Source organism: Aeromonas sp. 30P, assembly GCF_051919805.1.
In the GTDB taxonomy this organism is placed as follows: Bacteria; Pseudomonadota; Gammaproteobacteria; order Enterobacterales; family Aeromonadaceae; genus Aeromonas; species Aeromonas veronii.
In genome coordinates, this window is record NZ_JBQBEA010000001.1 from 238,088 (window position 1) to 252,903 (window position 14,816).

The following is a 14,816-nucleotide window of genomic DNA, read 5'->3' on the forward strand; positions in this document are numbered from 1 at the left end:
TGGTAGGGTGGTTCTGGAGAAAAATGCAATCACGATTTCGCGGCCAGGCCGCCCTGACTATCAGAAGAAGGCAATGTCGATGAACAACTTTACTCTCCATACCCCGACCAAAATCCTGTTCGGCCAAGGGCAGATCGCCCAGCTGCGCGAGCAGCTTCCGAGCGATGCCCGCGTCATGATCACCTACGGTGGCGGCAGCGTGGTACGCAGCGGCTTGTTGGAACAGATCCGCAACGAGCTGGCTGGCATGACCCTGTTTGAATTTGGCGGCATCGAGCCGAACCCGGCCTACGAGACCCTGATGGGCGCCGTGGAGCTGGCCCGTGCCGAGCGGGTCGACTTCCTGCTCGCCGTTGGCGGTGGCTCAGTGCTCGATGGCACCAAGTTTATCGCCGCTGCTGCGCACTACGATCTGGCCAAGGATCCCTGGCACATTCTCGAGACCGTCGGCAGCGAAGTGCGCTCCGCCATCTCGCTTGGTTCAGTGCTGACCCTGCCGGCGACCGGTTCCGAAATGAACATGGGTGCCGTCATCACCCGTCGCAGCAGTGGCGACAAGGTGCACTTCTTCTCGCCGTTCGTTATGCCGCGCTTCGCCGTGCTCGATCCGGTGCTCACCTACACCCTGCCCGAGCGTCAGGTAGCGAACGGGGTAGTGGATGCCTTTGTTCACATCGTGGAGCAGTACCTCACCTATCCGGTCAATGCCAAGGTGCAGGATCGCTTCGCTGAAGGCTTGCTGCTGACCCTGATCGAAGAGGGCCCCAAGGCGCTGGCCGAGCCGCACAACTACGAGGTGCGCGCCAACATCATGTGGAGTGCCACCATGGCGTTGAACGGCCTGATCGGTGCCGGTGTACCACAGGATTGGGCCACCCACATGCTGGGTCACGAGCTGACTGCCCTGCACGGCCTCGACCACGCCCAGACTCTGGCGGTGGTGCTGCCCGCCCTGCTGCAGGCCAAGCGCAAACAGAAGCATGCCAAGCTGCTGCAATACGCAGAGCGGGTGTGGGGCTTGAACAGCGGTAGCGAAGCGGAACGCATCGACGATGCCATTGCCGCGACCCGCGACTTCTTCGAGCGGATGGGGGTCAAGACCCGACTGCGCGACTACGGTCTGAAAGATCTGGGTATCGACACCCTGATCGGCAAGCTGGGTGAGCACGGCATGACCCGTTTGGGCGAGCACGGCGACATCGATCTGGTGCAGAGCCAGCATATTTATGAAGCGGCTTGGTAAGGGCCGCCAATCGGTGCCAAACGGGCGAAACGATTGAATTGCCGGGGCCCTCTCCCGCCTTCTGGCGGCTGAGTGGCCCCGCTTTTGTTGGGAAAATGTTACTTTTCGGCGTTTCGCTGCGAGAAGTGAGACGAAAGCGGATTTCGTAAGAACAAAAAACGCTAAGATAGAGGGCCGGTAAAACATTTTTTTTGACTGGTTGGATCACTTTTTTCAGCCGTTTTTACTGGTATAAGCCTCTAATTTGGTTTGTTTTTTTTAATCGTAGCCAGGGATGGGCTGAATTCTGTACGAGTGCCGTCGGGACTGCGGTTGTAATAAAACTCCAAAATTTGATACTAATCACCTTCGCGCCTGAAAAGCGGGGGGCCTGACCATGACAGGAGGTTGAGGTAAAGCCTACTGATTTTCATAACAAAGAGCCCTGGACCTGCACTTTGGTCATGTCTTGTTTCGTCAGAAGTGAGACACTGGGCAGCGATTGTTTATTAACCATCAGGGAATAGTCATGCAGATTGGAATACCGAGAGAGAGTCTCGCCGGTGAGACCCGGGTCGCAGCGACCCCGGCTACCGTCGAGCAGCTGAAAAAGCTCGGCTTCGAGGTCGCCATCGAGACCGGCGCAGGCCTGTCGGCCAGCTTCGATGATGCCGCCTTCGAGGCTGCCGGTGCCAGCGTGGTGCCGAATGTCTGGCAAGCCGACCTTATCTTCAAGGTCAATGCGCCGACCGATGCCGAGATCGCACAAATTAAAGATGGCGCCACTCTGGTGAGCTTCATCTGGCCTGCCCAGAACCCTGAGCTGGTCAAGAAGCTGTCCGAGCGCAACATCAATGTGATGGCGATGGATATGGTGCCGCGGATCTCCCGTGCCCAGTCCCTCGATGCCCTCTCCTCCATGGCCAACATCGGTGGCTATCGCGCCGTGGTTGAAGCTGCGCACCAGTTCGGTCGCTTCTTCACCGGCCAAATCACTGCTGCCGGTAAAGTGCCGCCTGCCAAGGTACTGGTGATCGGTGCCGGCGTAGCCGGTCTGGCTGCCATCGGTACTGCCGGTTCCCTCGGTGCCATCGTGCGTGCCTTCGATACCCGTCTGGAAGTGGCCGAGCAGATCGAATCCATGGGTGGGGAATTCCTCAAGCTGGACTTCGGTGGCGAAGACGGCGCATCCAGCGATGGTTACGCCAAAGTCATGTCCGATGAGTTCATCAAGGCCGAGATGGAGCTGTTCGCCCAGCAGGCCAAAGAGGTGGACATCATCATCACCACCGCCCTGATCCCGGGCAAGCCTGCTCCCAAGCTGATCACCAAAGAGATGGTCGACAGCATGAAGCCGGGCTCCGTCATCGTGGACATGGCCGCTCAGGCTGGCGGTAACTGTGAATACACAGTGCCGGGTGAGCTGCATGTCACCGACAACGGCGTCAAGGTGATTGGTTACACCGATCTGCCGGGTCGCCTGCCTGCCCAATCCTCCCAGCTCTACGGTACCAACCTGGTCAACCTGATGAAGCTGATGTGCAAGGAGAAGGACGGCAACGTTGCCATCGACTTCGAAGACGTGGTTCAGCGCAACATGACGGTGATCCAGGCCGGTGAAGTGACCTTCCCGCCGCCCGCTATCTCTGTCTCTGCCGCCCCGCAGAAACCTGCTGCCGCCAAACCGGCCGCCAAGAAAGAAGAGGCCAAGCCCTCCAACAAGAAGTTCGTGTTCGGTGCCCTCGGCATCGCCGCCTTCGGCTGGATTGCGTCCGTTGCCCCGGCAGCCTTCCTCTCCCACTTCACCGTATTCATCCTGGCCTGTGTGGTCGGTTACTACGTGGTGTGGAACGTCTCTCACGCCCTGCACACGCCGCTGATGTCGGTCACCAATGCCATCTCCGGCATTATCGTGGTCGGTGCCCTGCTGCAGATCGGGCAAGGGTCGACCCTGGTCACCGCGCTGGCGTTCATCGCCGTGCTGATTGCCAGTATCAACATCTTCGGCGGCTTCACCGTCACTCAGCGCATGCTGAAGATGTTCCGTAAGGATTAAGGGGGTTTAACGTGTCTCAAGGACTGGTAACAGCATCCTATATCGTTGCCGCCGTGCTCTTCATCCTCAGTCTCGCGGGACTGTCGAAGCAAGAAACGGCCAAGCATGGCAACCTGTTCGGTATCGCGGGTATGGCTATCGCCCTGCTCGCGACCGTATTCAACCCGGAGACCAGTGGCGTTCACTGGATCATTCTGGCCATGGTGATCGGCGGTGCCATCGGCGTGCGTCTGGCACTCAAGGTCGAAATGACCGAGATGCCCGAGCTGGTGGCCGTGCTGCACAGCTTCGTGGGTATGGCGGCAGTGCTGGTGGGCTTCAACAGCTTCATCGATCTGCACCCCTCCGCACCTGCTGAGGTCGTCGTCTCCGTCGGTTCCAATCTGGATGCCACCCTGGCAGCCGCCCGTGCGGCGTTCGAGCAGGCCAACAGCGTTGCTCAGGTCGAGCACCTGACCGGCGCCATGCTGAACATCCACCTGGTCGAGATCTTCCTCGGCGTCTTCATCGGTGCCGTAACCTTTACCGGTTCCGTGGTTGCCTTCGGCAAACTGCGCGGTCTGATCTCCTCCAAGCCGCTGATGCTGCCACACCGCCACAAGCTGAACCTGCTGGCCGTGGTCGCCTCGCTGGCGCTGATGGTCTACTTCGTCAACGCGGGCGGCTCTACCTTCGCCCTGCTGGTGATGACCCTGATCGCCTTCGCCTTCGGCTGGCATCTGGTTGCCTCCATCGGTGGCGCAGACATGCCGGTGGTGGTCTCCATGCTGAACTCCTACTCTGGTTGGGCGGCAGCGGCGGCGGGCTTCATGCTCTCCAACGACCTGCTGATCGTCACCGGTGCTCTGGTAGGTTCCTCTGGTGCCATCCTCTCTTACATCATGTGTAAGGCGATGAACCGCTCCTTCATCTCCGTGATCGCCGGTGGCTTCGGCTCCGATGGCGTGGCCTCCACGGCTGATCAGGAGATGGGCGAATACCGCGAAACCAGCGCCGAGGAAGTGGCTGACCTGCTGAAGAACTCCAGCTCCGTCATCATCACCCCGGGCTACGGTATGGCGGTGGCGCAGGCCCAGTATCCGGTGGCTGAAATCACCCAGAAGCTGCGTGACCGCGGCGTCAAGGTGCGCTTCGGTATCCACCCGGTTGCCGGTCGTCTGCCTGGCCACATGAACGTGCTGCTGGCGGAAGCGAAAGTCCCGTATGACATCGTTCTGGAAATGGACGAGATCAACGACGACTTCGCCGATACCGACACCGTGCTGGTGATTGGTGCCAACGACACCGTCAACCCGGCTGCGATGGAAGATCCGGGCAGCCCGATCGCCGGTATGCCGGTGCTGGAAGTGTGGAAAGCGCAGAACGTCATCGGTTTCAAGCGCTCCATGAACACTGGCTACGCCGGCGTCCAGAACCCGCTGTTCTTCAAGGAAAATACCCAGATGCTGTTTGGCGATGCCAAGGCCAGCGTCGAGGCAATCCTGAAAGCGCTGTAAGTGCCATTCAGAGAGTGAATATCAAGGAGGCTTCGGCCTCCTTTTTTGCTCACTTAAGGTTTTGATTTTATTGTCTTTTTTTTTGTGTGTCCGCCAATTGCCCACGTCTGTGGCATTGTTGTCACTTTAATCCTGCTTGTCACATCCTTATGCGTTGCGCAGTGAACGCATAGCGTGACCGGACACAAATAATAAAAAACCTCTTTTCCGTGGCGCACTCGCCACAGCTCCCTCCCTGCTCAGTGCCGCTTCAAAATTTCAGTTTCCATAATCCCTCAATATGAACCTAACCAACTGAAACAAAAGAGATTTAGTTAATCTGACCGAGCGCAATTAGATCCACCGAGATCGTCCCAATCCTCACGAAAAACACGCACACCCCAGCAAAATCAATAGCTTGCATTTTTTCACCTGCTTAAATCCGGTGGCAACAACTGCAAAACAGTGAAAAAAAGATCCTTCTTTTCAGATCCTCAACGCGCCCGAGATCCTTTATCTGGCGCGGGCTGGGCATATGGTTTTGCGGTAATCCACTTTTGCAAAAAATTTATTTGATGAGCCGCGCAGGCGGGAGCGGAAGAGCGCGGATTCCGTGACGCAGACGCCGCCGTGGGCTTCTCTGGCATGCGCTGGCGGCTGTGCGCGGCCCTGTGCTTCACGTATGCTGTGCGCCTGCCTGATGGTGCCCCTAACATGCGGCGCCCTTCCCTGGCCATGCTCAGGCGCTGTCAGGCAGATAGAAGAAGGCCCCGCATGTGCGGGGCCTTCTTTGCTTGGTCGGTCGATTGGCTATTCGATGATGGGGGATAGGATCTTGGCCAGCTGGCCTGCCTGCTTGCTCTGGCCGTTGAACGTCTCGGCATTGGTTGGTGCCGGCCCGCCGTGGGTATGGCTCGCGGTGGCAGCGGCCAGCTGCTCCACCACGTTCATCAGTTGTAGTAGCAGCCCGAAGATGTTCACCCCCTCGCTGCCCATCCACGAACGGGGCGCCTCGAAGTGCTGGAGTTCTCCGGCCACACTGCGCCGCAGTTGCCCGATCACCTCCACCAGATCACCGGCAGCGGTGTTGCTCATGTTACCCAGGCACCCCGTCATCAAGTCATCACCGGCCAGCAGCTCGATGGCCCCGAGCGCCTCGATGCGCTTCATCGCCCCGATCTGCTCCACGCTGTGTTGATGGGTGGTGAGGCGGTGCTGGCCGAACTCGCCCAGGTAGTCATCCGCCTCGCGGTGTATCAGCAGCGCCTTGTCATGCTGTGTGCGGTCAGTGTGGCGGTTCTGGTTGCCTACGGTATCGGTGCGGCTGAACACCTCGGCCCGCAGCTGCTGGAGCTGCTCGCCCGGGGCGATGTCCGGCAGCGGCCAGCCGGTACCCAGCACGGTGCGAATGAATGGCCGGTCAGCGCGACCGAAGGCGAACCCCAGCTCCACTATGGTTCCCTCGATGGGGAATTGCATCATCCCCTGCTCGGGCCCGCCGAACATCACCGGCAGCGGCACGGCGCGATAGAGTGGGGCGGCCTTGTCCGGCTGGCCATCCTCGCCCAGCAGTTGCACGTCCACCGCATAGCGCGGGCGAAACGGATCATTGAGCTGGCCAGCGGCCGCGCTGTCGCTGATGGCTTCTACCCGCCCGAACTTGGGCAGGTGCATCTTGTCGGCCAGCTCGGGGAACTCGCTCTCCATCTTGCGCCGTTCCGGCGACTTCACCGGTTTACCTGGTGTCGCCGTGGTGAGGGTCATCTCATCACCCTTGAGGCGTACCCGTTCCACCCGCTTGCCGTTGACGAGTGCGCCCGGGCGCATGGTCGGGATCGGTGCGGTGGTGATGGTGTTGCCCGCCTGGCGGCCAGAGAAAGCCGGATCCAGCTCCACTGGCTTATCCGCCCAACGGCTATGGGCATGACTGCCCACGAAAATGGCGCCATCCGGTTGCTGATGCCAGATGAAGTCCGGCACCGCAAAGGCGCGACCGGCGTTGTTGAGCAGCTGATAGCCGGTGCCGGCGCTGGTGAAGTTGGGGATCGGCCGATCGGTATAGTCGGCCCCGTCCGGCAGCAAAAAGGTGAGCTTGGTCTGGTCGCTCAACCAGGCCAACAGACCTCGCAGGGTGGCATGCTGAAGGCTTACCGGAAACGAACTCCCCAGAATACCGGCCAGCTCGCGGCACATCAGCTTGCTGGCGCCATTGCTTGCTGGCTGCACGTCATAGACATATCCGGTAAACCAGCGCCGCAGCTCGCCGTTGTAGCCCAGATCTATTGTCAGGGTTTGCCCCTTCTTTGCGGCCCCCTCGATGGTGATGGCGGCACGACCTCCAGCGGAGATATCAAGCACGATATCGTGGTCGATGAGGTTGGCCGGTTGCCCGCCCAGGGTGAGATTGGTCGATAGTTTCACGCCATCACGTCTCCCAGTTTGTCATCAAGTCCCTTGATGGCCTGCTCCCATGAACTCAGCTGCTCTTGCTCGCTGGCTGGTTTCCCATTGTTGCTGTCGGCAGGCTTGGCCGGTTTGGTGTTGGCGTTGCCCTGGCCTACCGTGGCCGGGGCCTTGGGCATCCGCTGTTCCCGCTTCTCGGGCACCGAGTTGTGTTCGCGCAGGGTGAACTGCACTTGCCACGCCAGCAGCCCCTCCTGCTCGCTGGCAGTGATGCGTCCTGCAAACTTGGCCTGGCGCACCTTCACCGACTTGGCCAGTAGCGACCCGACCCGGTAGATATGGCGCTTGCCGCCATCTCCTTTGGCATCGGCCAGCTCAAACAAGCGTCCGAGGGTCTTCTCGTCATTGAATGGAACAAGGCCAGAGACATCGAGCTCCTTGGCCTTTTCCCCCTGCTCCGAACTGCTTGTCGAGCTGGTTTGGCCGCTGCTGTCCTTGTCCTGAAACTGCATCGATACAGAGATCCGCATCGACTTCATCACAATCGGCTCACCGTCCAGGGTGAGCATGGCGGTGTTGCTCATCGGGTTAACTCCTGCCAGAAGGTGAGCGGGGAGTTGGAGATCAGCAGGGCGCCGACCGTCATGCTGTGGCTATGGTCAGGCGGGCTGCTCTGGCCCAGTTGGGCGGCCAGGCTTGCTGCATCACCTTGTGCTTGCCAGTGCCACAGCTGGCCGCTGATGGTAGCCAGCTGGCCGAGTGCCTTCTCCAGCTCTGCCAGTTTGTCCGCGCGGCGTTCTGCCAAGGTGGCCAGTTGGTCGATCGGGGTGGAGGCCCCCTGTGCCAGGCTCTCCAGCTGGGCGATCTCGCCCCGGAGCAGTGAGCGAGCCTGGCGCAGCGGATCACATACCAGCGGCTCATCAGCCTTCCAGCGTGGCACCTTGGCGGCGGTGGGTTTGCTCATGGCATCGTTGCTGGCTGTGAGGCGGCGCAGAGCCGCGCACCACTCCGGCAGCGGCAGGATGGCACAAAGCGGTGCCAACGCATCGGCCAGCGCGGTTTCACTGTTACCGGTGACCAGCCAGGCAATGGCGTGCAGATTGCCAGTCGGCAGCAATGGATCGGCCCCGTCCTGCAACTTGGCGGCAAGGGTGGCCACTGCATTGGGGGCCGCGAGGCTGTACTGGTTGCCCTGGTGCTGGCCCACCCCATGCTGATAGGGGGTCACGGTCATGCAGCGACCGGTGACCAGCAGCCGATCAAGCTCAGCCCGCAGCCCTGCCAACGCGGCAGCGGCTTGGCTGATAGACGTGGGGCGGTATTGCGCCCTGGGCGCCAGAGCCTGCAAGCGGGCCACGGCGCCAGCCTGGCTTTCTGGCAGTTGGCCAAGCACCCCGCTGGCGCGGGTGTGTATCTCCTCGCTGCTGGCTGGCCAGTGTAGCGCGCTTTGCGTCCAACTCACTGCGGTTTCTCCGGCCACACGATCGGTGTTGCAGTCAGGTCGAGGCGGGTCAGCTCAACCCGATAGCGGCGCCACGCGTTATAGGCAGCCTGCTCATCCGCTGTTGCCATTCCCAAATCAACCGCATCACTTAACACGGCGATATGCTGGTTTGCCTCAGCCAGCAGAGCGGAACGAGTTGCAGTTGCTGCGGCCAGTGCCGCGGCAGCCTCAGCATCAAAGTCGGGAACCCATTTAAATCCATCCCATGCATCGTATGGTGATGATGGTTTAAGCAGGGTTTCACGTTCACGCAGGGGGCCTACCTCAGTGATTTCGCGCGCTTCCTTGGTGTCAATGTTATAGGCCGTATTGCCGCGTAAGTCAGGCACAGTAGTCCACGGTGAATCGTGGTCTGTTCTACTCGGCCATACACCTGCTTGAAATGGGGGCGGCGCATCTAGATACGCTCCGGCTGGCAGCCCACTGTTAATGCTTACATATTGTTCCATTTCCCCCTGATAAATCCCTCGACCATCACAACAGTGACAGATCTCCCAGCCGCTTTCTGTGGCAAAACCCTGTTCGTCATACTGGAGGTTTGGCATGTTTACCCTCTCATTGTGATCATGTTGTATGCGGTGTTATCTGGATATGTGCTACTACCATGTGGATTGTTCACTGATGTTTCTGAGTACGTCCCACCAGAAGAATTATTTGGCGCTAAATAGTTGGCGCTGCCTGGTGTAATCGCACCTTGAAGGAACTTTGTTGTGTGAGTGTGGCTACCAATAGACGCGGCCTGGTTTGACAGCAGTTCACGATTAGGATCGATCCCCTTTCCGTTATCCCATGCACGGATAAACCCGGCACGAATGTCCGGCATTCTCAATGATGGATATCGTGATGCGAGGATGGGGTCTGTGGCCGGATTGATGGCTTGCCCTGTGATATTCATGCCCCATTCCGGTGGCTCAGCTTTCATCCATGGCAACGGGACACCAACAAACATCTGCTTGAGCATCTCTTTGACCGCGTCCGCGACGTTCTTGGCCGACATCACCGCGTCAATAGACTCACCAAGCCGCGCCTCTTCATCTGTCGCCTTGCGCACCATCCCTTTGTCGGTGGTGGTTGCATACGGGTGATCTCTTCCTTTGGCATGGTCTGCCAGCGCTTTCGCCATGTCACTGGCGCTTTTCTCCGTCTGCTTGCGAAGCGCCTCCAACGCAGCCCACAGGTCGGCAGACTCATTGGCTGGACGCTTGTCCGTGACGGTTGCGTTGGCTTCGACAACCCCCAGCTTGGCCACATAGTGGCGATAGCCGTTGCTGTCGGTGTAATCGCTCAGCTCTGTGGTGCTGGTCTTGAACTCGAAGTGGTTATCCCAGCGGCTCAGGATGGTTCCTGCGTGATGCACATCCACCCACACCCCGACCGGCTTGGCCCCAACTGTGACAGCTTGTTCGGTGTCCAGCTGAATACGCAGGCCGCCGACCATGGCCACCCCCGGCTGCACCTTGTAGCTGCCCGCCTTGTTGATCAGCTTGAAGCCGTCGCCAAAGAAGGCCGATGACCCGAAGCAGGCGAGCGCTTGCAGGCGCAGCTGTTCGTCCATGCCGAGCAGGCGGGCGGAGTAGTCAATCTGCCAGGTGCCTGCCTCGACGGTGGTCACGGTGGCGGTGGCCGCTTGGTCGTACTCCATCAACATCGATTTCACCAGGCTGTTGCCGGTGGTACCTGTCGCCGGATCGGTCTTGGTTTTGGTCTCTCGCCCCTTGTAAACAATCATCCCGACCATGCCGCTGGCCTTGTTGATGAGGTACATGGCATTGAATGAGAAGTTGCCCACGGTGGTATCCATCACGATGGAATACGCCACTGCGTTGTTATTGATGCGGCCGCGCTGCGGTGGTTCAGGGTGGCGGTAGACAATTTGCGCCTGCGGCGGCAGGCCGGTATTCGGGTCGATGGGGGCGGTGATATCCAGATTGGGGATATCCGCCAGCACGACCTCATCGAGCACCACTGGCACCTGATCGGTGAGGCAGCCTTGCCAATAGGTCTCGAATGCGTTGGTGATGACTTGGCTCATCGGGTCTCCTTGGTTTTCAGCGTTGCGCCATAGACGTGCTGGATCATCTGGATGTGTCCAGGTGCCAGCCGATATCTGGCTTTGTGCGGGGTGAGGCTGGCGGCAAATACCTCCTGACTCATATCAAACTGGCCATAGCCGATGTGACCGGCGACCGGGTAAACCACCTGAAAGCGATAGCGGCGGCAGGTGCGCCCATAGTGCTGGATCAGCGTTTCCATCAACTTCTGGTTGTTGGCGATGCTGCTATCGGTCACCTCGATAGTAATGACGTCCCACGGCGCGCCGTCTTGTCGTTCGTGGATGTCGCACCAGCCGATGCCCAGGCGCTCGAATATGCGCTTGAATCCGGCGACCTCTCCCGCGTCACGGGCATTCACAAAGGCGAACTTGACCCGCTTGCGAAACAGCGCCAGCGGCTCAGATTCAAAGCGGGCAATGTCCCTCTCCCATGCGAGCAGGTTGAGCAGTGAGAGAGAGCAGGTCAGCGGGTCTTGTTCAGCCAACGGTGCCAGCAACCAGCGCCGGATTGACTGCCAGAACGCCATGACACCGCGCGCCAAAAAGGCTGGTTCCTTTACGCCATCGGTAATGGTTTGGCCATCTTCCCACCACGGGGCAGACGCCTTGGGCATGGCCGGTGCAGTGGCGTTGTGATCGATGCGGGGTGAATCAGTCATGCAGGGTGACCTCCAGCGCAGTCAGACGCGGGATGGAGATCCCCGAGACGATATCCTCCTGCCCAAACTTTAGGCTCAGCAGCTGCGGGAATTGGCTATGCAGCTCCTTGCCCAGTTGCGAGATGGAGAATCTGGCCTGTGGCCACGTTCTGGTCACGGCCGGAAAATCTGCCGACTGGCGAAACGCTGCTTTGACCAGCGATTCAGCACTTTGCTTGAGGGCCGCTTTCTGGTCATCGGTGAGGTTAGCCACCGGCCACAGCTCCAATGTGAGGCTGTGCTGGGTCTCTGGCATGGCCATCACGAACATGTCATCACCGTGGCCATGGTTGCCCTGGCGGCCCACGTAGTCGTTAAGCTGGGCAATCAGGCTGGCCGGTGTGGCGCCCACCTCCAGCAGGATGTAGGCGTTGGCGGTGCCTGGGCCCCGCGGTGCTTCATGCTCGAAGAAGATGTGATCTGCCCGAATACCGGCGACGCTTGCCAGCATCGAGCGGTAAATCGCGTCGATGTGATAGCGGCCCACCGCCGAGAACTGGTTCTGAATGCGCAGCCCCAGGGCATCGTTGCTCTCGGCATCGGCGCCCTGGGTGGTGATCCACTCCTTGTCATCGTTACGGGCCGACAAGATGCCGGTGACAGGTTCGCTCAGCAGGTTGTAATAGCCAGGGGCCAGATTCCAGGCGGAGCCCGCGAACTCGGCCTCGCACACCACGCGAGCCACCGCTTCACCGGCAGGGCTCACCACCGCTTGCAGCGGCTTGACCCGATAGATGGTGCCGTTGATGCGCTCGGTGCTGATCCAGATATCGGCCGGGATGGTGGCTGCTTCGCTCGGGTTGGCCTTGACGAAGTTGATCACCCCGCGGGTCTTCTGGGCGCCCTTGCGGGTCAAGTCCACATCCCACGCCTTGAGGTCGAGATAGGCATCGGTGGCCGTGGCAGCAAAGGTGTTGGGCAGCACATGGCCAGCCAGCATGGTGCGGATAAGCCAGAGCGCCGGGGTGATCACCACGCTGCGCACCAGCCTCCAGAATGGGCTCACATCGCTGTCGTTGGTGATAAGAGATCCGGCGGCCTCGACCTCCTTCTTAAGCTCGGCCTCCATGGCCTGCTCGGTGGTCGGCACGCCGGTATCGGCCAGCAGGGTCATAAAATCCACGTTGGGGCGCAAGTTCAAAGGGTTACCTCCAGATCGCCAAATTCATAAGTGCGAGCGGTGACCAGTACCCGCTCGGGGGCTTCTTCGCTGATCACGATGGTTCCTGGCACCAGCCGCTCGTCGTTTTCAACCAGCAGCTCGATCTCGGTCATCACATCGGCGCGCAGGGTGGGGCTGCGCTCGCCAATGAGCTTGCGGGCCAGCCCTGACTCCATGATCCGGTGCTTGATGTCCTGACCGATGCTGTGGCGGTCTTGGGTGTAACGGGGTTGACCACCGGCATCCAGCTGCCATGCGCCGTCTACCACCCAAATATCGATGTACTTGGCATCACTCATCACGGGGTCTCCAGCCAGGCGTTTTCGGCCATCTGCTCAGGTGTCATCGGGTTCTGGAAGTGGTTATGTACTTCCCCGATGCTCAGAGCTTTTGCCGGTTTCTGGTTGGCGCTGGTCGCGGCGGCGTTGGCCTGGATCAGCTGCTGCCCCAGCCCACCTGACGGAACTCCTGAGCCATTGCTCCCTTCGCGATAGCGAGCGAGCGGGGCGTTGATGTTGGCAGGGTTCGGCAGGTTCAAGTCCGGCATCGATCCCGCTTCGATGTTGACGCCCGGGATCATGTTCAGCTTATCGATCAGCCAGTCGATGGACTTGCCAAGCAGCTGGAACACGCCCCAGTCAGAGAAGGTCTTTTTCAGGTCGTCCCAGTAGTAGATGACCGCTGCCACCGCACCGATCAGCAGCACAATACCCGCCACGATCAGCCCAACAGGGTTGGCATACATGGCGATGTTGACGGCCAGCATGATGGCGCGAAACGATGCAAGTCCCGCTTTCAGCAGGTTGAGCGGGGCAATGATGATTGACCATGCGATGCCAAGGCCCAAGGTGGCCAGCTTGGCGATACCGGCAACCAGCATCCAAGTGCCGGTAACCATGCTCAAACCCACGATTGCCAGCGCGGCATAGCTGATCAGCTTGGTCAGGTTCGGGAAGAGGTGCGTCCAGCGCAGCACATCGTTGGCGCCATCGGCAAAGGCGCCCACCACGGCATTGATGGCTGGCAACACTACCCCGAACGCGGCGGCACGGATGGCAAACCAGGCTTGCTCTACCCGCTGCCACTGGTCGGTCATTGCGGCGGCCATCTGTTCGGCCTTGCCCATGCCGTGGGTGTTGGCCAGCGCGTTGATGTTGGTGGCGAGTCCCTTGGTGTTGGTCATCAGGAGCTTGATCATGCTGACAGCCTCATCCGAGCCGAATGCCTTCTTGAGCTCGTCACCCTCGGCCACGCTCAGGGTGTCGCCATAGCGGGCCTTGAGTTTGTCCAGCACGGTGAGCACCGGCAGCATGTTGCCCGCTGCATCGGTGAATTGCAGACCCAGCGCCTTCTGGGCACTCCCACACCAGCCAGAAACGCCTTGAACTTGGTACCGGCCTCGCCGCCGCTCATGGTGGCTTGCAGCTGGCCGAGCACGGCGAACTGTTCATCCATCGAGATCCCGGCGGCTGTGGCGTTGGCACCGATTGCCCCGAACGCGTCGGCCATGCCCTGGCCTGTGGTCTTGAACATCTGCACTGCGGTGGCGGTCTTGCCTGCCAAGTCTTCCACCCAGTTGGCCTTGCCCATCATCTTGGCCTGCTGCTCGAAGATGCCGTACATGGTGCCCATGTAGTTGGTGATGGTGGCGGTGTCGGCCTTGGTCGCCTTGGCCAGGGTGGTGGAGGCTCTGGTAAAGGCTGGCAACTCGTTACCTTCCAGCCCCGCGATCGCGGACTGGATATCGTATGAAGATCGAACAATCTCGGTGGCCGACTCGCCGTACTTCACCGATAGGGCCAGCGCTTCGCGCCCCAGCGCCCCGAGCACATCTTTTTTTACATCGAGCGAGGCCACTTCACCCAGCGCCCGATCCATCTCGATGGCCGGGCCCAGAGCAGACTGGATCGCCATGCCACCGGCGGCCACCGTGGTGGCCCCCATGGCCATGCTGCTCCACCCCTGACGGCCTGCCTTGCTTACCTTGTCCATCTGGGCATTGATGCCAGCAAGGGGCTTGGTGACTTGATCCACCAAAGCCACCTGCATCATCAATTTTTCCATCCAGGCCATAGGTCGTTGTTATCCGTTTAATGCTTTGGCGATGCCCTCGGCCACGGCGGCGGCGTTGGACTCTCTTGCGTTTTTGTCTAACCAGATGGCGCGGGCCAGGCTGTCGATATCGTCATTTTCGTGTGGCAGGTAGTGGCGCCGCAGCGCCAGCACCTGCTCCAGTTGGTTGC

12 protein-coding genes and 1 pseudogene are annotated in these 14,816 nt (G+C 60.0%); 3 read left to right on the forward strand and 10 right to left on the reverse strand.

From position 1 onward, the window contains the following. Positions 1-79: 79 nt before the first annotated feature. From yqhD to pntB, 3 genes are all read left to right on the forward strand, one after another. Positions 80-1,243, forward strand: coding sequence for an alcohol dehydrogenase (gene yqhD / locus ACTG2B_RS01135; protein WP_439995051.1), 1,164 nt, complete (start codon positions 80-82; stop codon positions 1,241-1,243). A 508-nt stretch (positions 1,244-1,751) separates the two neighbouring features. Further along, positions 1,752-3,278 (forward strand): Re/Si-specific NAD(P)(+) transhydrogenase subunit alpha, encoded by a 1,527-nt coding sequence (pntA, locus tag ACTG2B_RS01140; protein ID WP_019446577.1) that lies wholly within the window; start codon positions 1,752-1,754, stop codon positions 3,276-3,278. 11 nt (positions 3,279-3,289) lie between these two features. Then, entirely contained in the window at positions 3,290-4,774 is a 1,485-nt protein-coding gene (gene pntB, locus ACTG2B_RS01145; protein ID WP_005339759.1) for a Re/Si-specific NAD(P)(+) transhydrogenase subunit beta, read from the forward strand. A gap of 789 nt (positions 4,775-5,563) precedes the next feature. Here the strand turns inward: pntB and ACTG2B_RS01150 are convergent. The 10 genes and pseudogenes from ACTG2B_RS01150 to ACTG2B_RS01195 all read right to left on the reverse strand — a co-directional run bounded on the left by ACTG2B_RS01150 (position 5,564) and on the right by ACTG2B_RS01195 (position 14,799). Continuing rightward, a complete protein-coding gene (locus ACTG2B_RS01150) occupies positions 5,564-7,174 on the reverse strand; it encodes a hypothetical protein (protein ID WP_439995052.1) in 1,611 nt (536 codons plus the stop codon). After that, the gene (locus tag ACTG2B_RS01155) at positions 7,171-7,740 is read right to left on the reverse strand and encodes a hypothetical protein (RefSeq protein ID WP_439995053.1); all 570 of its coding nucleotides are present in this window, start codon (positions 7,738-7,740) and stop codon (positions 7,171-7,173) included. The genes ACTG2B_RS01150 and ACTG2B_RS01155 overlap by 4 nt, the downstream gene beginning before the upstream one ends. Further along, positions 7,737-8,618 (reverse strand): hypothetical protein, encoded by an 882-nt coding sequence (locus ACTG2B_RS01160; RefSeq protein WP_439995054.1) that lies wholly within the window; start codon positions 8,616-8,618, stop codon positions 7,737-7,739. Before ACTG2B_RS01160 ends, ACTG2B_RS01155 begins: the two co-directional genes overlap by 4 nt. After that, a complete protein-coding gene (locus ACTG2B_RS01165) occupies positions 8,615-9,205 on the reverse strand; it encodes a tail fiber assembly protein (protein WP_439995055.1) in 591 nt (196 codons plus the stop codon). The genes ACTG2B_RS01160 and ACTG2B_RS01165 overlap by 4 nt, the downstream gene beginning before the upstream one ends. Before the next feature lie 2 nt (positions 9,206-9,207). Beyond that, on the reverse strand, positions 9,208-10,692 hold the full coding sequence (locus ACTG2B_RS01170) for a phage tail-collar fiber domain-containing protein (protein WP_439995056.1): 1,485 nt from the start codon (positions 10,690-10,692) through the stop codon (positions 9,208-9,210). Further along, on the reverse strand, positions 10,689-11,372 hold the full coding sequence (locus ACTG2B_RS01175; protein WP_139708476.1) for a phage tail protein: 684 nt from the start codon (positions 11,370-11,372) through the stop codon (positions 10,689-10,691). Before ACTG2B_RS01175 ends, ACTG2B_RS01170 begins: the two co-directional genes overlap by 4 nt. Then, entirely contained in the window at positions 11,365-12,552 is a 1,188-nt protein-coding gene (locus tag ACTG2B_RS01180) for a baseplate J/gp47 family protein (protein WP_439995057.1), read from the reverse strand. The genes ACTG2B_RS01175 and ACTG2B_RS01180 overlap by 8 nt, the downstream gene beginning before the upstream one ends. After that, positions 12,549-12,872 carry a DUF2590 family protein gene (locus ACTG2B_RS01185; RefSeq protein ID WP_042025251.1) on the reverse strand — a complete coding sequence of 108 codons (324 nt, stop codon included), beginning with the start codon at positions 12,870-12,872 and terminating at the stop codon, positions 12,549-12,551. Before ACTG2B_RS01185 ends, ACTG2B_RS01180 begins: the two co-directional genes overlap by 4 nt. Beyond that, positions 12,872-14,646: pseudogene (locus ACTG2B_RS01190) on the reverse strand (phage tail tape measure protein). The gene ACTG2B_RS01185 and the pseudogene ACTG2B_RS01190 overlap by 1 nt, the downstream one beginning before the upstream one ends. 9 nt (positions 14,647-14,655) lie before the next feature. Next, positions 14,656-14,799, reverse strand: a complete 144-nt coding sequence (locus ACTG2B_RS01195; RefSeq protein WP_439995058.1) for a DUF6890 family protein — start codon at positions 14,797-14,799, stop codon at positions 14,656-14,658. Positions 14,800-14,816 lie beyond the last annotated feature (17 nt).

Coding starts and splice junctions, on each gene's coding strand:
- yqhD (WP_439995051.1), top strand. CDS start 80: ATGAACAACTTTACTCTCCATACCCCGACCAAAATCCTGTTCGGCCAA.
- pntA (WP_019446577.1), top strand. CDS start 1,752: ATGCAGATTGGAATACCGAGAGAGAGTCTCGCCGGTGAGACCCGGGTC.
- ACTG2B_RS01155 (WP_439995053.1), bottom strand. CDS start 7,740: ATGAGCAACACCGCCATGCTCACCCTGGACGGTGAGCCGATTGTGATG.
- ACTG2B_RS01165 (WP_439995055.1), bottom strand. CDS start 9,205: ATGCCAAACCTCCAGTATGACGAACAGGGTTTTGCCACAGAAAGCGGC.
- ACTG2B_RS01170 (WP_439995056.1), bottom strand. CDS start 10,692: ATGAGCCAAGTCATCACCAACGCATTCGAGACCTATTGGCAAGGCTGC.
- ACTG2B_RS01175 (WP_139708476.1), bottom strand. CDS start 11,372: ATGACTGATTCACCCCGCATCGATCACAACGCCACTGCACCGGCCATG.
- ACTG2B_RS01185 (WP_042025251.1), bottom strand. CDS start 12,872: ATGAGTGATGCCAAGTACATCGATATTTGGGTGGTAGACGGCGCATGG.